General features: G+C 65.7%; 16 protein-coding genes. 10 read left to right on the top strand and 6 right to left on the bottom strand.

Annotated elements, in window-relative coordinates:
- Nucleotides 1-73: 73 nt before the first annotated feature.
- A complete protein-coding gene (gene lysM, locus OJF58_RS16480; protein WP_300778806.1) occupies nucleotides 74-511 on the top strand; it encodes a peptidoglycan-binding protein LysM in 438 nt (145 codons plus the stop codon).
- A gap of 238 nt (nucleotides 512-749) precedes the next feature.
- On the opposite strand, the gene OJF58_RS16475 is transcribed toward lysM, so the two are convergent.
- A complete protein-coding gene (locus tag OJF58_RS16475; RefSeq protein WP_300778805.1) occupies nucleotides 750-1,121 on the bottom strand; it encodes a hypothetical protein in 372 nt (123 codons plus the stop codon).
- A gap of 28 nt (nucleotides 1,122-1,149) precedes the next feature.
- On the opposite strand from OJF58_RS16475, the gene OJF58_RS16470 reads away from it, so the two are divergent.
- The 7 genes from OJF58_RS16470 (at nucleotide 1,150) to opgC (ending at nucleotide 8,927) form a co-directional block, all read left to right on the top strand.
- On the top strand, nucleotides 1,150-2,031 hold the full coding sequence (locus OJF58_RS16470) for a DUF4743 domain-containing protein (RefSeq protein ID WP_300778804.1): 882 nt from the start codon (nucleotides 1,150-1,152) through the stop codon (nucleotides 2,029-2,031).
- Between the two features lie 32 nt (nucleotides 2,032-2,063).
- Nucleotides 2,064-2,441 carry a hypothetical protein gene (locus OJF58_RS16465; RefSeq protein WP_300778803.1) on the top strand — a complete coding sequence of 126 codons (378 nt, stop codon included), beginning with the start codon at nucleotides 2,064-2,066 and terminating at the stop codon, nucleotides 2,439-2,441.
- 129 nt (nucleotides 2,442-2,570) lie between these two features.
- The gene (locus OJF58_RS16460; protein ID WP_300778802.1) at nucleotides 2,571-2,939 is read left to right on the top strand and encodes a hypothetical protein; all 369 of its coding nucleotides are present in this window, start codon (nucleotides 2,571-2,573) and stop codon (nucleotides 2,937-2,939) included.
- A gap of 111 nt (nucleotides 2,940-3,050) precedes the next feature.
- A complete protein-coding gene (locus OJF58_RS16455; protein WP_300778801.1) occupies nucleotides 3,051-4,448 on the top strand; it encodes a tetratricopeptide repeat protein in 1,398 nt (465 codons plus the stop codon).
- Entirely contained in the window at nucleotides 4,445-5,857 is a 1,413-nt protein-coding gene (locus OJF58_RS16450) for an amidase (RefSeq protein ID WP_300778800.1), read from the top strand. The genes OJF58_RS16455 and OJF58_RS16450 overlap by 4 nt, the downstream gene beginning before the upstream one ends.
- Entirely contained in the window at nucleotides 5,854-7,275 is a 1,422-nt protein-coding gene (locus OJF58_RS16445; protein ID WP_300778799.1) for an amidase, read from the top strand. The genes OJF58_RS16450 and OJF58_RS16445 overlap by 4 nt, the downstream gene beginning before the upstream one ends.
- 428 nt (nucleotides 7,276-7,703) lie before the next feature.
- Nucleotides 7,704-8,927, top strand: coding sequence for an OpgC domain-containing protein (opgC, locus tag OJF58_RS16440; RefSeq protein ID WP_300778798.1), 1,224 nt, complete (start codon nucleotides 7,704-7,706; stop codon nucleotides 8,925-8,927).
- A 42-nt stretch (nucleotides 8,928-8,969) separates the two neighbouring features.
- Here opgC and OJF58_RS16435 read toward each other — a convergent pair whose 3' ends face one another.
- The gene (locus OJF58_RS16435) at nucleotides 8,970-9,203 is read right to left on the bottom strand and encodes a hypothetical protein (protein ID WP_300778797.1); all 234 of its coding nucleotides are present in this window, start codon (nucleotides 9,201-9,203) and stop codon (nucleotides 8,970-8,972) included.
- Between the two features lie 97 nt (nucleotides 9,204-9,300).
- On the opposite strand from OJF58_RS16435, the gene OJF58_RS16430 reads away from it, so the two are divergent.
- Nucleotides 9,301-9,849 carry a hypothetical protein gene (locus OJF58_RS16430; protein WP_300778796.1) on the top strand — a complete coding sequence of 183 codons (549 nt, stop codon included), beginning with the start codon at nucleotides 9,301-9,303 and terminating at the stop codon, nucleotides 9,847-9,849.
- A gap of 17 nt (nucleotides 9,850-9,866) precedes the next feature.
- Here the strand turns inward: OJF58_RS16430 and OJF58_RS16425 are convergent, their stop codons facing one another.
- The 3 genes from OJF58_RS16425 to OJF58_RS16415 form a co-directional block, all read right to left on the bottom strand.
- On the bottom strand, nucleotides 9,867-10,232 hold the full coding sequence (locus OJF58_RS16425) for a PRC-barrel domain-containing protein (protein WP_300778795.1): 366 nt from the start codon (nucleotides 10,230-10,232) through the stop codon (nucleotides 9,867-9,869).
- A gap of 170 nt (nucleotides 10,233-10,402) precedes the next feature.
- On the bottom strand, nucleotides 10,403-11,188 hold the full coding sequence (locus OJF58_RS16420; protein WP_300778794.1) for a TerC family protein: 786 nt from the start codon (nucleotides 11,186-11,188) through the stop codon (nucleotides 10,403-10,405).
- A gap of 48 nt (nucleotides 11,189-11,236) precedes the next feature.
- Nucleotides 11,237-12,085, bottom strand: coding sequence for an ion transporter (locus tag OJF58_RS16415; RefSeq protein WP_300778793.1), 849 nt, complete (start codon nucleotides 12,083-12,085; stop codon nucleotides 11,237-11,239).
- A gap of 321 nt (nucleotides 12,086-12,406) precedes the next feature.
- Here OJF58_RS16415 and OJF58_RS16410 point away from each other — a divergent pair, with 321 nt between their 5' ends.
- Complete coding sequence (locus tag OJF58_RS16410) at nucleotides 12,407-13,036, top strand: amino acid racemase (RefSeq protein ID WP_300778792.1); 630 nt, start codon at nucleotides 12,407-12,409, stop codon at nucleotides 13,034-13,036.
- A 186-nt stretch (nucleotides 13,037-13,222) separates the two neighbouring features.
- Here OJF58_RS16410 and OJF58_RS16405 read toward each other — a convergent pair whose 3' ends face one another.
- Nucleotides 13,223-14,326, bottom strand: coding sequence for a 5-methyltetrahydropteroyltriglutamate--homocysteine S-methyltransferase (locus OJF58_RS16405; RefSeq protein ID WP_300778791.1), 1,104 nt, complete (start codon nucleotides 14,324-14,326; stop codon nucleotides 13,223-13,225).
- Nucleotides 14,327-14,351 lie beyond the last annotated feature (25 nt).

Below are 14,351 nucleotides of genomic sequence, written 5' to 3'. Positions count from 1 at the left end.
GCTCATCGCGCGTCGGTTGCGCCGGTGCCGCGCGGCACCTAGCATCACCGTATCGACAACGGTGGAGGCAGTCATGGGCCTGTTCGATTTCGTGCGCGACATCGGCCGCAAGATCTTCAGCAGCGACTCGGAAGCGAACGACAAGATCAAGGCCGAGATCGAGGCTTCCCTGAAGGGAATCGAGGGATTGACGGTCGATTACGATCCGTCCTCCGGCGACGTGAAGCTGGGCGGCCAGGCCGCGAGCACCGAAGCCCTGCAGAAAGCGATCCTCATCGCCGGCAATACGAAGGGCGTCGCCAATGTCAGCGTCGAAGGGATGAAGGCGCCGCCCGCCGAGGACCAGACGCAGTACTACATCATCAAGTCCGGCGATACGCTGTCGGCCATCGCACAGCACTTCTACAAGGACGCCAACAAATACCCCAGGATCTTCGAGGCCAACCGCGAGGTGATCAAGGACGCCAACCTGATCTTCCCCGGACAGAAAATCCGCATCCCGCCACTGTAGGCATCCGCCGTCCCGGCGCCACTGGAGTTGCCCGCTGGCCGCGCCGGCCCTCGGGAATGAACTGCGCGACAGCAAGATCGGTGTCATCCCGAGCGAAGCAGGGGATCCTTGATCGGCGCCAGCCAAAGATCCCTCGCTGCGCTCGGGATGACAGGAAACTGGTTCGATGCCTGATCTTGTCTCCTGTTAGTGGCGCGCTCCGTTGAGCGCTCGGAGGAGCGCGCAACTTCGGTTGCGCTCATGCGCGGACCGAAAGGGTCGCCGTCGCGTGCAGCATCGGCTCGACGGCGGCGTGGCTGAAGAGCCAGGCCTCGGCATGGGCGATCCCGCGGTCACGGCGGATCACGCGCGACAACGCCAGCACGTCGCTCTGAAGCGCCGGACGGAGGACGGTCACATTGAGATGCGTCACGGCGGCGCCGACCCCTGACGCCGCCCGCAGCGATGCGTCGACCAACGCCAGCAACGCCGGCGCCGACCAGCCCTCGCCCTCCGCCGGTGAGAAGCGCAACCGCACATCCTGGTCCTGGCAGTCCTCGACGAACAGGCCATAGCGCTCGCGCGCGGGGATGGCCGCTTCAAGCAAGACCTGCAGTTCGCCTTCGGTCATCCACTCCCCTTTGTGCTAGTCGTCCGTCATGTCCTTTCTCGACCATATCGCGCGCTGCAACAATGCCGACCTGCGCCAGTTCGAGCCGTGGTTCATCGGCACCGAGCGCGCGGGCTTCATCCATCGCGATTTCGCGCCCGTGCTGGCGGCCAGGCCCGATCTCTTCACCCATCGCCGCCAGGGCTGGTATTTCGCCGGCGCGCTCGATGCACCGACGAAGCGCACGGCGGCAATGCATGCCTTCCTGCTGGAGCTGCGGGCGCAAGGTCATTTCAAGGGCCTGTGGCGCGAGGAGCCGTATCCGGTCACCTGGGAGTTCTCCCGGCCCGCCCTCATGACCATGGAGCGGGCGGCGGTGCCGTGGTTCGGCGTGCGCGCCTATGGACCGCACATGACCGGCTATGTGCGCAAGCAGGACGGCCTGCACGTCTGGGTGCCGCGACGGTCGCGCGACAAGCCGACCTTCCCGGGCGAGCTCGACAACACCGTGGCGGGCGGGCAGCCGGCCGGAGTCGGCCTGCTCGACAACCTCGTCAAGGAATGCGGCGAGGAGGCCGCCATCCCGCCCGAACTCGCCCGCCAGGCGAAGGCCGTCGGCTACATCTCGTACTGGAGCCAATCGGGCGCCCAGCTCAAGCCCGATATCATGACCTGCTTCGACCTCGAGCTGCCGGAGGATTTCACACCGACCGCACATGACGGCGAGGTCGAGTCTTTCGAGCTTTGGCCGGTGCAGCGCGTCCTCGAAACAGTGCGCGACACCAACTGCTTCAAATTCAATTGCAATTTGGTGCTGATCGACTTCTTCGTCCGGCACGGCTTGCTCGCCGCCGACGACCCGGACTTCTTCGCCATTGTCGGGGGGCTGCGCCCGACCAATCCCAGCCTCCTGCAACTTCCGACCGGATAGGCACGTTTACGCGCCTGAGGAGGTCGAGCCTCATGCGCGTCCTTTCCCTTTCTTTCGCGCTCTGCATGGCGTTTGCCTTGCCGGCGACGGCCCAGGATATGCCGGACGGCACCCCGATCGACGGCCATTGGGGCCACGGTCACGCCGAGAATCACGACTGGTACAAGAACCTCAAGCAGCCGGGAACAGGCTACTCCTGCTGCAACGGCGACAGTACGCACGGCGATTGTCGGCCGACCCGCGCCTACAAGACGAGCGACGGCACATGGCGGGCGCTGGTCGACGGCCACTGGCAGCCCGTGCCGCCGAGCGTCGTGCTCAAGATGCTGGCGCCCGACGGCAACTCACATGTCTGTGCCGGAAAGAGCGGGATGATCTACTGCTTCATCGGCGGTGAGCCCAAGAGCTGACGACGAGGGGTGACGACATCCACATCCTACTTGGGCTAACATCGCGGCAACGGATTCAGTCGAGCGCAATGGCGCGTCGCTTGGAATACGTGACCGGCTCGACTGGTGCTGCGCAAAGGGGGCTGCGCTATGCCCTTTCGCACTCGGTCTGTTGCCCTCTCCGTCGCCCTCCTTTTTGTTCCTGCGGCTGCGCGATCGCAAGAAGGCTTCCACGGCCAGGGACATGTCGAAAACCATGACTGGTACAAGGACCTGAAGCAGCCGGGCACCGGCTACTCCTGCTGCAACGGCACTGCCGACGGCCGCTTCGGCGACTGCCGGCCGACGCGCGCCTACATCACCGAAGATGGAACCTGGCGGGCCATGATCGACGGCCACTGGGTCCAGGTGCCGCCGCGTGCCGTGCTGAAGCAGCTCGCCCCCGACGGCAACAGCCATATCTGCGCCTCGCCGAGCGGCATCATCTATTGCTTCCTCGGCGGCACGCCGAAGAGCTGAGCCGCTCGGCAATCTGCCAAATCTGCGGTCCGGCGCGCGGAATGGCGTGCGCCTCCTCACGTTTTGCCCTCGCTGCCCAGTCATGCAAAAGTCGCAGCGGAGGGAGACAGCGTGGCACGGGACGGTCAGGGTTTGGAGATCGGCAGCGCCGACGAAAGCGCCATCGCGGCTCTGGATTTCCTGCGCGAGGAGTGGCTGGTCTTCGGCAAGCGCTTCCAGGATTTCATGGCCGCCGCCGAGCGCGAGGAGCGCTGTGCCCTGTTGCCCGTGATGGCGGCCAACCTTGTGCTGTCGATGAATTCCGTCGAAGGCCGCACGCTGGGCGCCCGCTACCTGCGGCACGCCAGGGCGCTCGAAAAGGATGCGAGCGTGCGGGAAAAGGCATGGATCGCCGCGACCGCGGCCTGGCTGGCCGGCGATACCGACAGGAGCCTCGAGATCCACGACAGGATCGTGGCCGAATGGCCGCGCGATTTGCTGGCGGGCAAGCTCGGCCAGTTGCATGCCTTCAACCAGGGCGACGCCAAGGCGCTGCTGCGGATCGGCGAGCGGCTGCTCGCCGCCAACCGCGAGAACCATTTCGCCTGGGGCATGTGCGCCTTCGGTCTGGAGGAATGCCATCGCCTCGACGAGGCCGAAGCGCACGCCCGGCGCGCGATCGAGATGGAGCGCAAGGACCCGTGGGCCCACCACGCGCTCGCCCACTGCCTCGAGGCGCGCGGGCGTCTGGTGGAGGGCGTGGCCTTCATGGGCTCGATGGCCGACACGTGGGAAGACTGCAACTCCTTCATGTACACCCACAACTGGTGGCACCTGGCGCTGTTCCTGATCGATCTCGATCGCACCGATGAGGCGCTGGCGCTGTTCGACCGGCGCGTCTGGGGCGTGTGGAAGGAGTTCTGCGAGGACCAGATCAACGCCATCTCGCTGCTGGCCCGCCTGGAATTGCGCGGAGTCGATGTCGGCGCGCGCTGGGCGGATATTGCCACCTACCTCAAGGATCGCCTGCACGACCACTTCGTGCCCTTTCTCGATCTGCAATATCTCTATGGGCTCGCCCGCGCCGGCGAACGGAGCGCGGTGACCGAAATGCTGGCGAGCCTCGAGGACCGCGCCGAGAGCGCAAAGCCCTTTGAGCGCGAGGCCTGGGCCGACTGCGCCGTGCCGGCCGCGCACGGCCTTGCCGCCCATGCCAGGGGCGATCACGCAGAGGCGGCACGCCTGCTCGGGCAGGCGATACCGCACCTGGCGACGATCGGCGGCAGCATCGCCCAGCGCTCGCTGTTCGGCGCGATCCACCTCGACGCGCTGGTGCGCTCGGGCTGGAACGATGCCGCGCTCACGATCCTGCAGGCCGACGAGCGCGAACGGCCCGGCGTGGCCGCAACCAAGCGCGGCCTCGCCGATCTCTATCGCAAGCTCGGTCGCACCGAGCAGGCGATGGCCGCCGAGTACCAGGCCGAGGAGCTTGCCCGGCGATACCGCAACGTCAAAGGAGCTGCCGTGTGACGACCGATCTCACCCAAGCGAGCGCCGCCGAGCTCGGCAAGCTCTACGGCAAGGGCAAGGCCTCGCCCGTCGACGCCATGAAGGCCGTCCTGAAGCGCGTGGAGACGGTCAATCCACGTCTCAATGCTCTCTGTCTCGTCGATTCGGAAGCGGCTCTTGCCGCAGCGAACGCCGCGGAGCGGCGCTGGAAGAAGGGCAAGCCGCTGTCGCCGCTGGATGGCGTGCCGGTGTCGATCAAGGAGCTGGTGCGCGTGAAGGGCTGGCCGGTGCGGATGGGCAGCCGGCTCACCGACGCGACGCCCGCCGACGCCGATGCGCCGGCGGTGGCACGGCTGCGCGAGGCCGGCGTGATCGTCTTCGCGCAAAGCACCAGCTCCGAATATGGCCACAAGGGCGTGACCGACTCGCCGCTGCATGGCATCACCTGCAATCCCTGGAACATGGGGCGCACACCCGGCGGGTCGTCGGGCGGGGCGGGAGCGGCCGTCGCCGCCGGGCTGGGGCCGATCGCCATTGGCACCGACGGCGGCGGGTCCGTTCGCCTGCCGTCGAGCTTCACCGGGCTGGTCGGCCTGAAGGCGACGTTCGGCCGTGTCGCCGCCTGGCCGCCGTCGCTCACCGGCGAGCTCTCCAACACCGGTCCGATGTGCCGCACCGCGCTCGATGCCGCGCTGATGATGAACGTCATCGCCAGGCCCGATCCGCTCGACGGTTGGAGCCTGCCGGCGGACGGCGTCGACTACGTCAGGGCCTTGAAGGGCAAGCTCAAGAAGCTTCGGATCGGCTTCCTCCTGCGGATGGGCGAGCATCCACTCGATATCGAGGTGGCGGCGCTGGTGACCAAGGCGGCCGGGCGCTTCGAGAAGATGGGCTGCATGGTCGAGGAAGTGGCGCCGCCCACCAACTATCGCGAGGCGGGCCGCGCCTTCGTCGTGCACTGGCTGGGCGCGTTGCAGCGCCTGCTGCAGCTCTATCCCAAGGAGCGGCACGGCGAGTTCGACGAAAGCCTGCTGGCGGGCGCCCGGAACGGCCTCAAGTTCACGCTGCAGGACCTGATCAACGCGCAGGTTGTACGGCGCGAGATAACGCTCGCCTGGAACGCTTTTTTCACCAGGTACGACCTCCTGCTGACGCCCACGCTTGCGGTGCAGCCGTTCGAGACCGGGCTGGACGCACCGGCGGGACCGGACGGCAAGCCGAACCTCCTGTGGTCGCCCTACACCTTCCAGTTCAACCTGTCGCGCCATCCGGCGATCAGCGTGCCGTGCGGCCTGAGCCGCGACGGCCTGCCGGTCGGCCTGCAGATCGTCGCCGCCCACTACCAGGATGCGCTGGTCCTGCGCGCGGCCGCCCGCTACGCCGAAGCGGATCCGCTCGAATTCCCCCGTCTTCCGGAGACCATGAAATGACCGCCGATCTTGCCTTGATGCCGGCCCATCAGCTCGCGAAGCTCTACAAGGCGCGCAAGGCCTCGCCCGTCGAGGCGACCAAGGCCGCCATCGCCCGCATCGAAGCGTTCAATCCGCAGCTCAACGCGTTCCAGCACCTCGATCCCGACGCCGCGCTGCGCGCCGCGCGCGCCGCCGAGAAGCGCTGGAAGAAGGGCGGCAAGCGGCTTTCGGACATCGACGGCGTGCCGATCACCATCAAGGACATGGTGCTGACCAAGGGCATGCCCACCCGCATGGGCAGCCTCGCCACCGATCCCGACGGCCCCTGGACGGTCGACGCGCCGGTCGCGCAGCGCCTGCGCGAGGCGGGCACGGTGATCCTCGGCAAGACGACTTCGCCCGAGTACGGCTGGAAGGGCGTCACCGATTCGGCGCTGTTCGGCGCCACGCACAATCCGTGGAAGATCGGCCGCACCAGCGGCGGCTCGTCGGGCGGCGCCGCGGCAGCCGAAGCTGTCGGCATGGGCAACCTCGCGATCGGTACCGACGGCGCGGGCTCCGTCCGCATCCCCTGCTCCTTCAGCGGCCTTTTCGGGCTGAAGCCCACCCAGGGCCGCGTGCCGCTGTGGCCCGCCTCGTCACAAGGCACGCTCTCCCATGTCGGCCCCATGACGCGCACCGTGAAGGACGCCGCCATGATGATGAACGTCATCGCCCGCTACGATGCACGGGACCCCTATGCGCGACCCGACGACGAGGAGGACTACCTCAAGGGCCTCGACAAGGGCGTGAAGGGCCTGCGCATCGCCTACTCGCCCAATCTCGGCTTCGTCGAGAAGGAGAAGATCGACCGCGACGTCGCGGTCGCGGTCGAGGCGGCGGCCAGGGTGTTCAAGACACTGGGCGCCAAGGTCGTGGAAGAATCGCCGGATCTGACCGGCCTCGATCCGCGCCGCATCCTGAATGCGCACTGGCAATCCAACGTCGCGGTGCTGGTGACGAACTTCAGCGAGGAGAAGCGCGCGCTGATGGATCCCGGCCTTCTGAAGGCGGCCGAGGTCGGGGCCAGTCTCGGCCAGGAGACGGTGGTGACGGCGATCAACCAGCGCCAGCAGGTGGCGGTGATCCTGAACCAGTTCCTGGCCAAGTACGATCTGCTGCTGACGCCCACCATGCCGATGACGGCCTTCGCGGTGAAGGAGAATGCCGCCTGGGGCGGCGACGGTGTCGATATCGGCTGGACCCCCTTCACCCTAACCTTCAATCTCACGCGCCAGCCCGCCGCGACGATTCCCTGCGGCCTCGATCGCGACGGCCTGCCGATCGGCCTGCAGATCGTCGGCGCCCACGCGCGCGACGCGCTGGTGATGCGCGCTGCCGCCGCCTACGAGCGCGTCCGCCCCATCCCCGCCCCGCCCATGGCACATCAGATCTGACCCGAGGACGGCGCACGAGCGCCACTGGCGTTCGCCACGGAACGAGGTCAGACCCTCGGGGATGAATCTGTGCGCGGCAAAATGGGTGTCGTCCCGAGCGGAGCGAAGGATCCTTTGCCGGCGCTGCGAAAGATCCCTCGCTGCACTCGGGATGACACGACACTGGTTGAATGCCTGCTCTTGTTTCTTGTTGGTGGCGTGCTCCGCCGAACGCTTATCGGGGCGCGCAACTCCAGTTGCGCAATCTTCACTCGCACTGTGTGAAGCACGGAAAGTTGAAGGCGAAAAAGCCAACCCGCGAAGGGATGCGGCGTTCTTCCCCTGCGTAGCCCGGCAAGTATCGGTATCCGGGCACCGGGGGCGCATATCTGGCGGCGAAGTGGTTTCGATTGCTCGGGACGTCCTGGCCGGCGTGAGGGAGTTTTCTGATGGGCCGCCTGACGATCCTCGACGGACTGCGGGGATATTTCCTCGTCTTCATGTTCCTCAATCACCTGACCTTCACCGGCGGCTATCTGCTGGTGAAGATCAATCATGACGAGCTGGGTTTCGTCGAGGGCGCGCAGGGCTTCGTCTTCCTGTCGGGCCTGCTGGCCGGCCTCGTCCATGGGCAGCGCGCGTTGCGCCGCGGCTTCGGCCCGGCCGCCAGCGCCATGTGGAACCGCGCCGCCGAGATCTATGCCTACGCCCTGGGCTGCGTCCTGATCATCCTGGCGCTGCAGCCGCTGCTGCCCGGATCGCAGCTCTACTGGCGCCACTGGCTCGGCGACCTCAATTTCGGCCGAGCGCGGCACGTGGCGGCGTCGGCGCTGCTCCTCTACCAGCCCGACTATCTCGACATCCTGCCCCAGTACATCGTCTACCTTCTGGTAGCGCCGCCGCTCCTGTGGCTCTGCCTGCGCGGGCGCTGGGCCTGGGTCGCGGCAGGCTGCATCGCGCTCTGGCTCGCCGTCCAGCTCGGCGCCCACTTGCCCGTCGCTGCCGCCCTGGATCGACTGCTGCCGCTCAGGGCCTATTTCAACGTGCTGGCATGGCAGCTCGTCTTCATGGCCGGGCTGATGATCGGCGCGGCGATGGCGCAAGGCCGGATCGACTGGGACCGCCTGTTCCGCCGCGATCGTCCGGAACTCGCGATCGTGGCTGCAGTCCTGCTGCTCTTCTTCGCCGTCTGGCGCATCCTGTTCAACAACTTCGCGCTGCCCGAGCCCATCGCGGCGCGCTTCCAGGTTCTCGCCAACCGCGGTGAGTTCGGCATCGTTTATCTGCTGAACTTCGCGGCGGCGGCCTATGCCATGACCTGGGTGATCCGCGTCGGGCCTGCAACAACGAGCGCCCTGCTGCGACGGCTGGCCGGCCTGCTGAGCAGCCTCTTCAACCTTTCCTTCCTGCGGTTGCTCGGTCGTCACTCGCTGCAGGTCTATGCCTGGCATGTGATCGTCGTCTACCTCCTGAGGGCGGTCGATCACGACTGGGGGCCGTTCGACGAGGTCACGAAGACGCTGATCGCCGTCACGGGCATCGCCCTGCTGGCGATACCCGCGCTGCTCCTCGAGCGCCTGTCGGCGGCACGACCGGGCGCGGGCCCGGGCGTCTCTCCCGCCCTGAAGCTTCGGGCTACGCCTTCATCGCCGCCTTCACCGCCTCGGCGGTGATGGGCAGCGACCGTAGGCAGGCCTCCCGACAAAAGGGCGGCATCACTGCCTCGGAGTCCGAGCCTCCTGCTGTGACAGGGGTTCAGAGGGTATGCCGTTGTGGCTGCGCCCGTACATCAGGCCAATGAGGCCGATCGCGATCACGACGGCGATGCCGAGCCAGGCGATCAACGGCCATACGTTGCGCGGTTCCACCGCTTTCAGATCGTGCGGTCCCTTCTCGGCTTCGGCCTCCCGGTTCAGGCGGTCGAGCCGGTCGCGTTCGCCCTTGTCCATTCGGTCCTCCGCATTCCTGACGTCGAACGGCAACGGCACCCGACGCCGCCGGGTTGCCGAAGCCGACAGCGACACTAATCTTCTCCGATCGTGAGCAATGCTGAGCCGGCGCACGCTCTTCTACGCATGCCTTGCCGCCCTCTTCGTGGTCGCGATCGCGGCCGTCTCGGCCTATGTGCGCTGGGAGATAGCGCACCGGCCGCACGAATATGACGGCTGGCGGCGCACGGCGTGGCCATTTCCGCCCGACCACTGGGGCGAGGGGCAAGCCTGGCGTGGTCACGGGCTCGACCTGTACGTACGGCCCAAGCTCGATTTTTTCCTGAACTGCGATGCCCGTGTGACCGATGACTCGACGATCGACCGCGCGGCCGATCTCGACCTGATCGACCCACTTTTCGAGCCGCTCGCACCGGGGCAGCGCATCCGGATCACGGACCTCGTTGGCCGCAGCCGGCTCTACAAGCTGCCGTCACGCGAGCCTGCGCGGCTTGCCGAGGCGATCGCCGTTTCCTATCGCTGCCATCTGATCGTGGCGCTTGCCGTCGGCAACGTCGCCGACGACAAGCTCCGTCGCATCGCCCGCCGCTTCCTCGAGGCCGATCCGGTGCAGGACTGGATCAACCCGCAGTTGGAACAGAAATAATCGGCATTGCGCTGCGCCTACCAGTAGGTCGGCGCGCCGTAGTACTTGTCGACGGCACGGCCGTAATCGGGCGTCCACTCGAAATCCTCGTAGTCGTCGATCGTCGGCGCACTCTCGAGCTTCTGCTTGTCGAGATTGACGACGAACCCGCCCTTGTTTTCGTCGTATGTCAGGGCCGACCAGGGCAAGGGGTGCTGCTTCTCGCCCATGCCCAGGAAGCCGCCGAACGACATCACGGCATAGATCGCACGGCCGCTCTTCTTGTCGAGCATGATGTCGTCGACACTGCCCAGCTTCTCGCCGGCGGTGTTGTAGACGGTGGTGCCGTTCACCTTGTCGGCCGCGATCAGGGAACCGCTCGTGATCTTGGTGACGTCGGTCATGGCCGCCTCTCTGTTCCTGTTGGAGAAAGTAAAGAAGTCGTCTCCCATCAACGCCCTTCCGCGACGGCAAGTTGCCGGCCATGTTGCCAGTGCCGCGAACTATGTCGATCTTGGTTCCGCGGCACCTGTCCAGATCGATCGGCACGCGAATACAACCGGACATTGTTGATTCATGTAGAATCTCTCTCGTGAGATTGCGCGCTCTTGCGGAACGGCTGCTTCGAGCTGCCTTTCAAACCTCTTCGCGAAAGAAGGTTCAGCGCTTCCACGCCGGCCGAGAAGGCCATAGCTGCGTAGATGTAGCCCTTCGGTACGTGCACTCCAAATCCCTCCGCGATCAGCGTCATCCCGATCATGAGGAGGAACGCCAGGGCCAGCATCACGACGGTTGGATTCGCCTCGATGAACTTCGCCAATGGCTCGGCTGCACACAGCATCAGCGTGACAGCCACGAGCACGGCAACGACCATGATGGCCAATTCGTCGGTCATGCCGACCGCCGTAATGATGCTGTCGATCGAGAAGACAAGATCGAGCACAAGGACCTGGCCGATTACCGATGCTGCGTCGAGAACCTTGTTGGCCGGCGTGGAAAACAGGGTGTCAGGCTCGGGATCGAGCTTCTGATGAATTTCCTTGGTTGCTTTCCAGACGAGAAACAGCCCGCCCCCGATCAGGATCAGATCACGCCAGGAAAAGCCGTGCCCGAATGCGGTGAAGATTGGTTGCGTCAGCGTCACGATGAACGCGACCGTCCCCAGCAACGCCAGCCGGAGCACGACCGCGCCGCCGATCCCGATCCGCCTTACCCTGCTTCGGTGTTCCGCCGGAAGCCTGTTGGTGAGGATCGAGATGAAAATCAGGTTGTCGATCCCGAGCACCACTTCCATCGCGATCAAGGTCGCCAGCGCAGCCCAGGCGGCCGGCTCGACAGCGAGCTGGAGCAGATCGTTCATCGTATCTCCCAATGCCCCTGATAATGCGCTGCCTCGACTGGCGGCAGCCTAACCCGGAGTCGTTTGCTTCATATCGGCAGCCGTTCGAGCCTCCGGCCCGGCCACCTCGCTGCGCAGTGCTGCAAGTTCCGCCCGGAGGTGCTTGAGCTCGGAGAGCAGCGGCTCCGTTTCTGCTCCAAACGCGTCCCGCTCCGCTTCGCGCCGTGCCGCTTCCACTTTCTCATGTTCGGCTTGCATGGCGTTCACGATGATGCCGATGAATAGGTTCAGCACCGTGAAAGTGGTTCCTATGATGAACGGGATGAAGAAGAACGTGGCGGAGGGGAATCGTTCCGAGACCGGCTTGACCACGCCCTCGACCCAGCCTTCGAGCGTCATGATCGTGAAGAGAGTGAACAGCGAATGGCCGAGCGTTCCGAACAGGTCGGGAAAGGCCTGGCCGTAGAGCTTGGTCGCCATCACCCCGAACACGTAGAACAGGAGCGCCAACAGCAGGATGATCGAGCCCATGCCAGGCAGGGCAGCGATCAGGCCTCCGACTACCCGCTTCAGGGACGGCACACGTGAGACCAGACGCAGGACCCGCAGCACGCGCAAGGAACGCAGCACCGAAAAGCTTTCGGTGGCGGGCACAAGCGCCATTCCGACCACCGCAAAATCGAACAGGCTCCAGGGATCACGAAGGAAAGCAAGCCGGTTCGCCACGATCCGTGCGGCAATCTCGACAGCAAAGACTGCCAGGATGACATGGTCGATGGCCCACAGAATCCGTCCGTACGTCCGGGAGACCGCAGGGATCGTCTCCAGTCCGAGGGTAAGCGCATTGACGACGATCAGCGCGGTAATGACGCGTTCCAGGCTCGGATCGTTGACGAGCCTTTGCAGTCGGACGAGCACGAGCGTCTTTCCGTTGCAGCGAGTGGAGTTTCAGGAATTAGCAGACGCAGTCGGGGATTCTGTGGGGCCCGCTGGAATACGTCGGATGCAGGTGGAGATGGGATGCAGGTGGGAATGCCATTTGCATGTGGTACCGGTCCGGCGACGCCGATAGGTGGTGATACCCCAGCCAGGAATCAAGCCTCCTGCCGAACATCCTTCCGGGACGACAAGTTGCGCGGCAACGTCGCCCGCGCCATCCCCGTTCACAGGCGCCCCTCGCGGTAGCAGGAATTGCCGAGGACGGGTGACGTTCGCCTCCTCTTCGGCGACACTGGCGGCATGACACCGCTTCATATCGGAATCGCCGCCTGCTCCGCCGAAGGCGCGGCGCTTTGCTATCGCACGATCTGCACCGAGGCGCCGGCCCTGCTGGGCGGCCATGGCCACCCCGAGGTGACCATGCATACGCCTTCCCTCGACGATTACATGAATCGTATCTATCGCGGCGACTGGCCGGCCGTCGGCGAGCTCATGCTGGCCTCGGCCGAGAAGCTTGCCCGGATGGGCGCCGCTTTCGTGATTTGCCCCGACAACACCATCCATCAGGCGCTGCCCTTCGTGGAACCGCGGTCGCCGATTCCGTGGCTCCACATTGCCGACGGCGTGGCGGCCGAGGCCGTCGATCGCGGCTTCCGGCGCATCGCCATCACCGGCACGCGCTGGCTGACCGACAGCGAGGTCTATCCGCAGAAGCTTTCCGCACGCGGGCTGGAATGGGTGCGCCCCGCGGTCGGCGAGCGCGAGGAGATCAACCGCATCATCATGGACGAGCTGGTGCGCGGCGTCTTCAAGCCCGAGGGGGTGGCCTATTTCCAGAAGGTGATCGGTCGCCTGAAGGCGGAGGAAGACTGCGACGCGGTCGTCCTGGGCTGCACCGAGATCCCGCTGATCCTGAACGACGCCAACTAGCCCCTGCCGACCCTCGATTCGACCAGGCTGCTGGCGCGCGCCGCCATCCGCCGCGCGATCCAAGAGCAGAAAGAAGCGGCGTAGTCGGCGCCCCATCGAAGCCGAAAGATCCCTCGCTACGCTCGGGATGACACCAGTTCGATTCAAAATTTGGTGTCATCCCGAACGCGGGGGATCTTTCGTGCGTCAGCTCCACACCTCTTCCGCCACCTCGACGCATCGGGCGAGCTTGGCCCACTGCTCGTCCTCGGCCAGCAGGTTGCCCTCCTCGGTGCTGGCGAAGCCGCATTGCGGCGAGAGGCAGAGCTGGTCGAGCGGCGCGAACTTCGCCGCCTCGTCGATGCGGCGCTCGAGCTGCTCCTTGCTTTCCAGGGCGCCGGTCTTGGAGGTCATGACGCCCAGCACCACGTGCTTGTTCTTCGGCAGCAGGCGCAGCGGCTCGAATCCCCCGGCGCGCTCGGTGTCGTACTCCATGAAGTAGGCATCGACATTCATCCTGTTGAACAGGATGTCGGCCACCGGCTCGTAACCGCCCTGCGCCATCCAGGTGGAGCGGAAATTGCCGCGGCAGAGATGCATCGAGATCGTCATGCCCGGCGTCCGGCCGGCGCAGGCCGCATTCACGAGATCGGCATAGACGTGCAGCAATCGATCGGGGTCGTCGCCGCGGCCGCGCAGATAGTCGCGTTGCGCGGGATCGCAGAGGTAGGCGACGAACACCTCGTCGAGCTGGAGGTAGGTGCAGCCGGCCTCGCCGAAGGCGCGCACGGCCTTGCCATAGGCTTTGCCGAGATCCTCGAAGAACGGCTCCATCTCGGGATAGACGGCCTTCTCGATCGCCTGCCGGCCGCCGCGATAATGCAGCGCGGTGGGCGACGGGATGGTCATCTTGGGCGTTTGCGTGACCGTCGACTTCAGGAACCTGAAGTGATCGAGCATGGGATGATCGTTCGGAAAGTCGATCTTGCCGTGCACATGCAGCCCCTCGGCCTTGGTCTGCGTGCCCTTGAACTGGAGGCCCTGCGCCACGCTCACCAGCTCGACACCCTGCAGCCCCGCGAGGAAATCGTAATGCCACCAGGAACGACGGAACTCGCCGTCGGTGATGCCCTGCAGGCCGATTGCTTCCTGCTTGGCGACCAGCTTCCGGATCTCGACGTCCTCGACCGCCTTCAGCTCCGCCGCCGTGATCTCCCCGGCCAGCTTCCTGGTGCGCGCCTCCTTGACGGGTGCGCTGCGCAGAAGACTGCCGACCTGGTCGGCGCGGAACGGCGGTTTGCTGCGTTGCATGTCTTTCCCCTCTTGTGGACCGCGC

Origin of the sequence: Enhydrobacter sp. (assembly GCF_030246845.1) — a bacterium.
Lineage (GTDB): Bacteria > Pseudomonadota > Alphaproteobacteria > Reyranellales > Reyranellaceae > Reyranella.
Note: the sequence above shows the minus strand (reverse complement) of the source record. Positions and strands in the feature narration are given on the sequence as shown.

Coding starts and splice junctions, on each gene's coding strand:
- lysM (WP_300778806.1), top strand. CDS start 74: ATGGGCCTGTTCGATTTCGTGCGCGACATCGGCCGCAAGATCTTCAGC.
- OJF58_RS16475 (WP_300778805.1), bottom strand. CDS start 1,121: ATGACCGAAGGCGAACTGCAGGTCTTGCTTGAAGCGGCCATCCCCGCG.
- OJF58_RS16470 (WP_300778804.1), top strand. CDS start 1,150: ATGTCCTTTCTCGACCATATCGCGCGCTGCAACAATGCCGACCTGCGC.
- OJF58_RS16465 (WP_300778803.1), top strand. CDS start 2,064: ATGCGCGTCCTTTCCCTTTCTTTCGCGCTCTGCATGGCGTTTGCCTTG.
- OJF58_RS16460 (WP_300778802.1), top strand. CDS start 2,571: ATGCCCTTTCGCACTCGGTCTGTTGCCCTCTCCGTCGCCCTCCTTTTT.
- OJF58_RS16445 (WP_300778799.1), top strand. CDS start 5,854: ATGACCGCCGATCTTGCCTTGATGCCGGCCCATCAGCTCGCGAAGCTC.
- opgC (WP_300778798.1), top strand. CDS start 7,704: ATGGGCCGCCTGACGATCCTCGACGGACTGCGGGGATATTTCCTCGTC.
- OJF58_RS16435 (WP_300778797.1), bottom strand. CDS start 9,203: ATGGACAAGGGCGAACGCGACCGGCTCGACCGCCTGAACCGGGAGGCC.
- OJF58_RS16430 (WP_300778796.1), top strand. CDS start 9,301: ATGCTGAGCCGGCGCACGCTCTTCTACGCATGCCTTGCCGCCCTCTTC.
- OJF58_RS16425 (WP_300778795.1), bottom strand. CDS start 10,232: ATGACCGACGTCACCAAGATCACGAGCGGTTCCCTGATCGCGGCCGAC.
- OJF58_RS16420 (WP_300778794.1), bottom strand. CDS start 11,188: ATGAACGATCTGCTCCAGCTCGCTGTCGAGCCGGCCGCCTGGGCTGCG.
- OJF58_RS16410 (WP_300778792.1), top strand. CDS start 12,407: ATGACACCGCTTCATATCGGAATCGCCGCCTGCTCCGCCGAAGGCGCG.
- OJF58_RS16405 (WP_300778791.1), bottom strand. CDS start 14,326: ATGCAACGCAGCAAACCGCCGTTCCGCGCCGACCAGGTCGGCAGTCTT.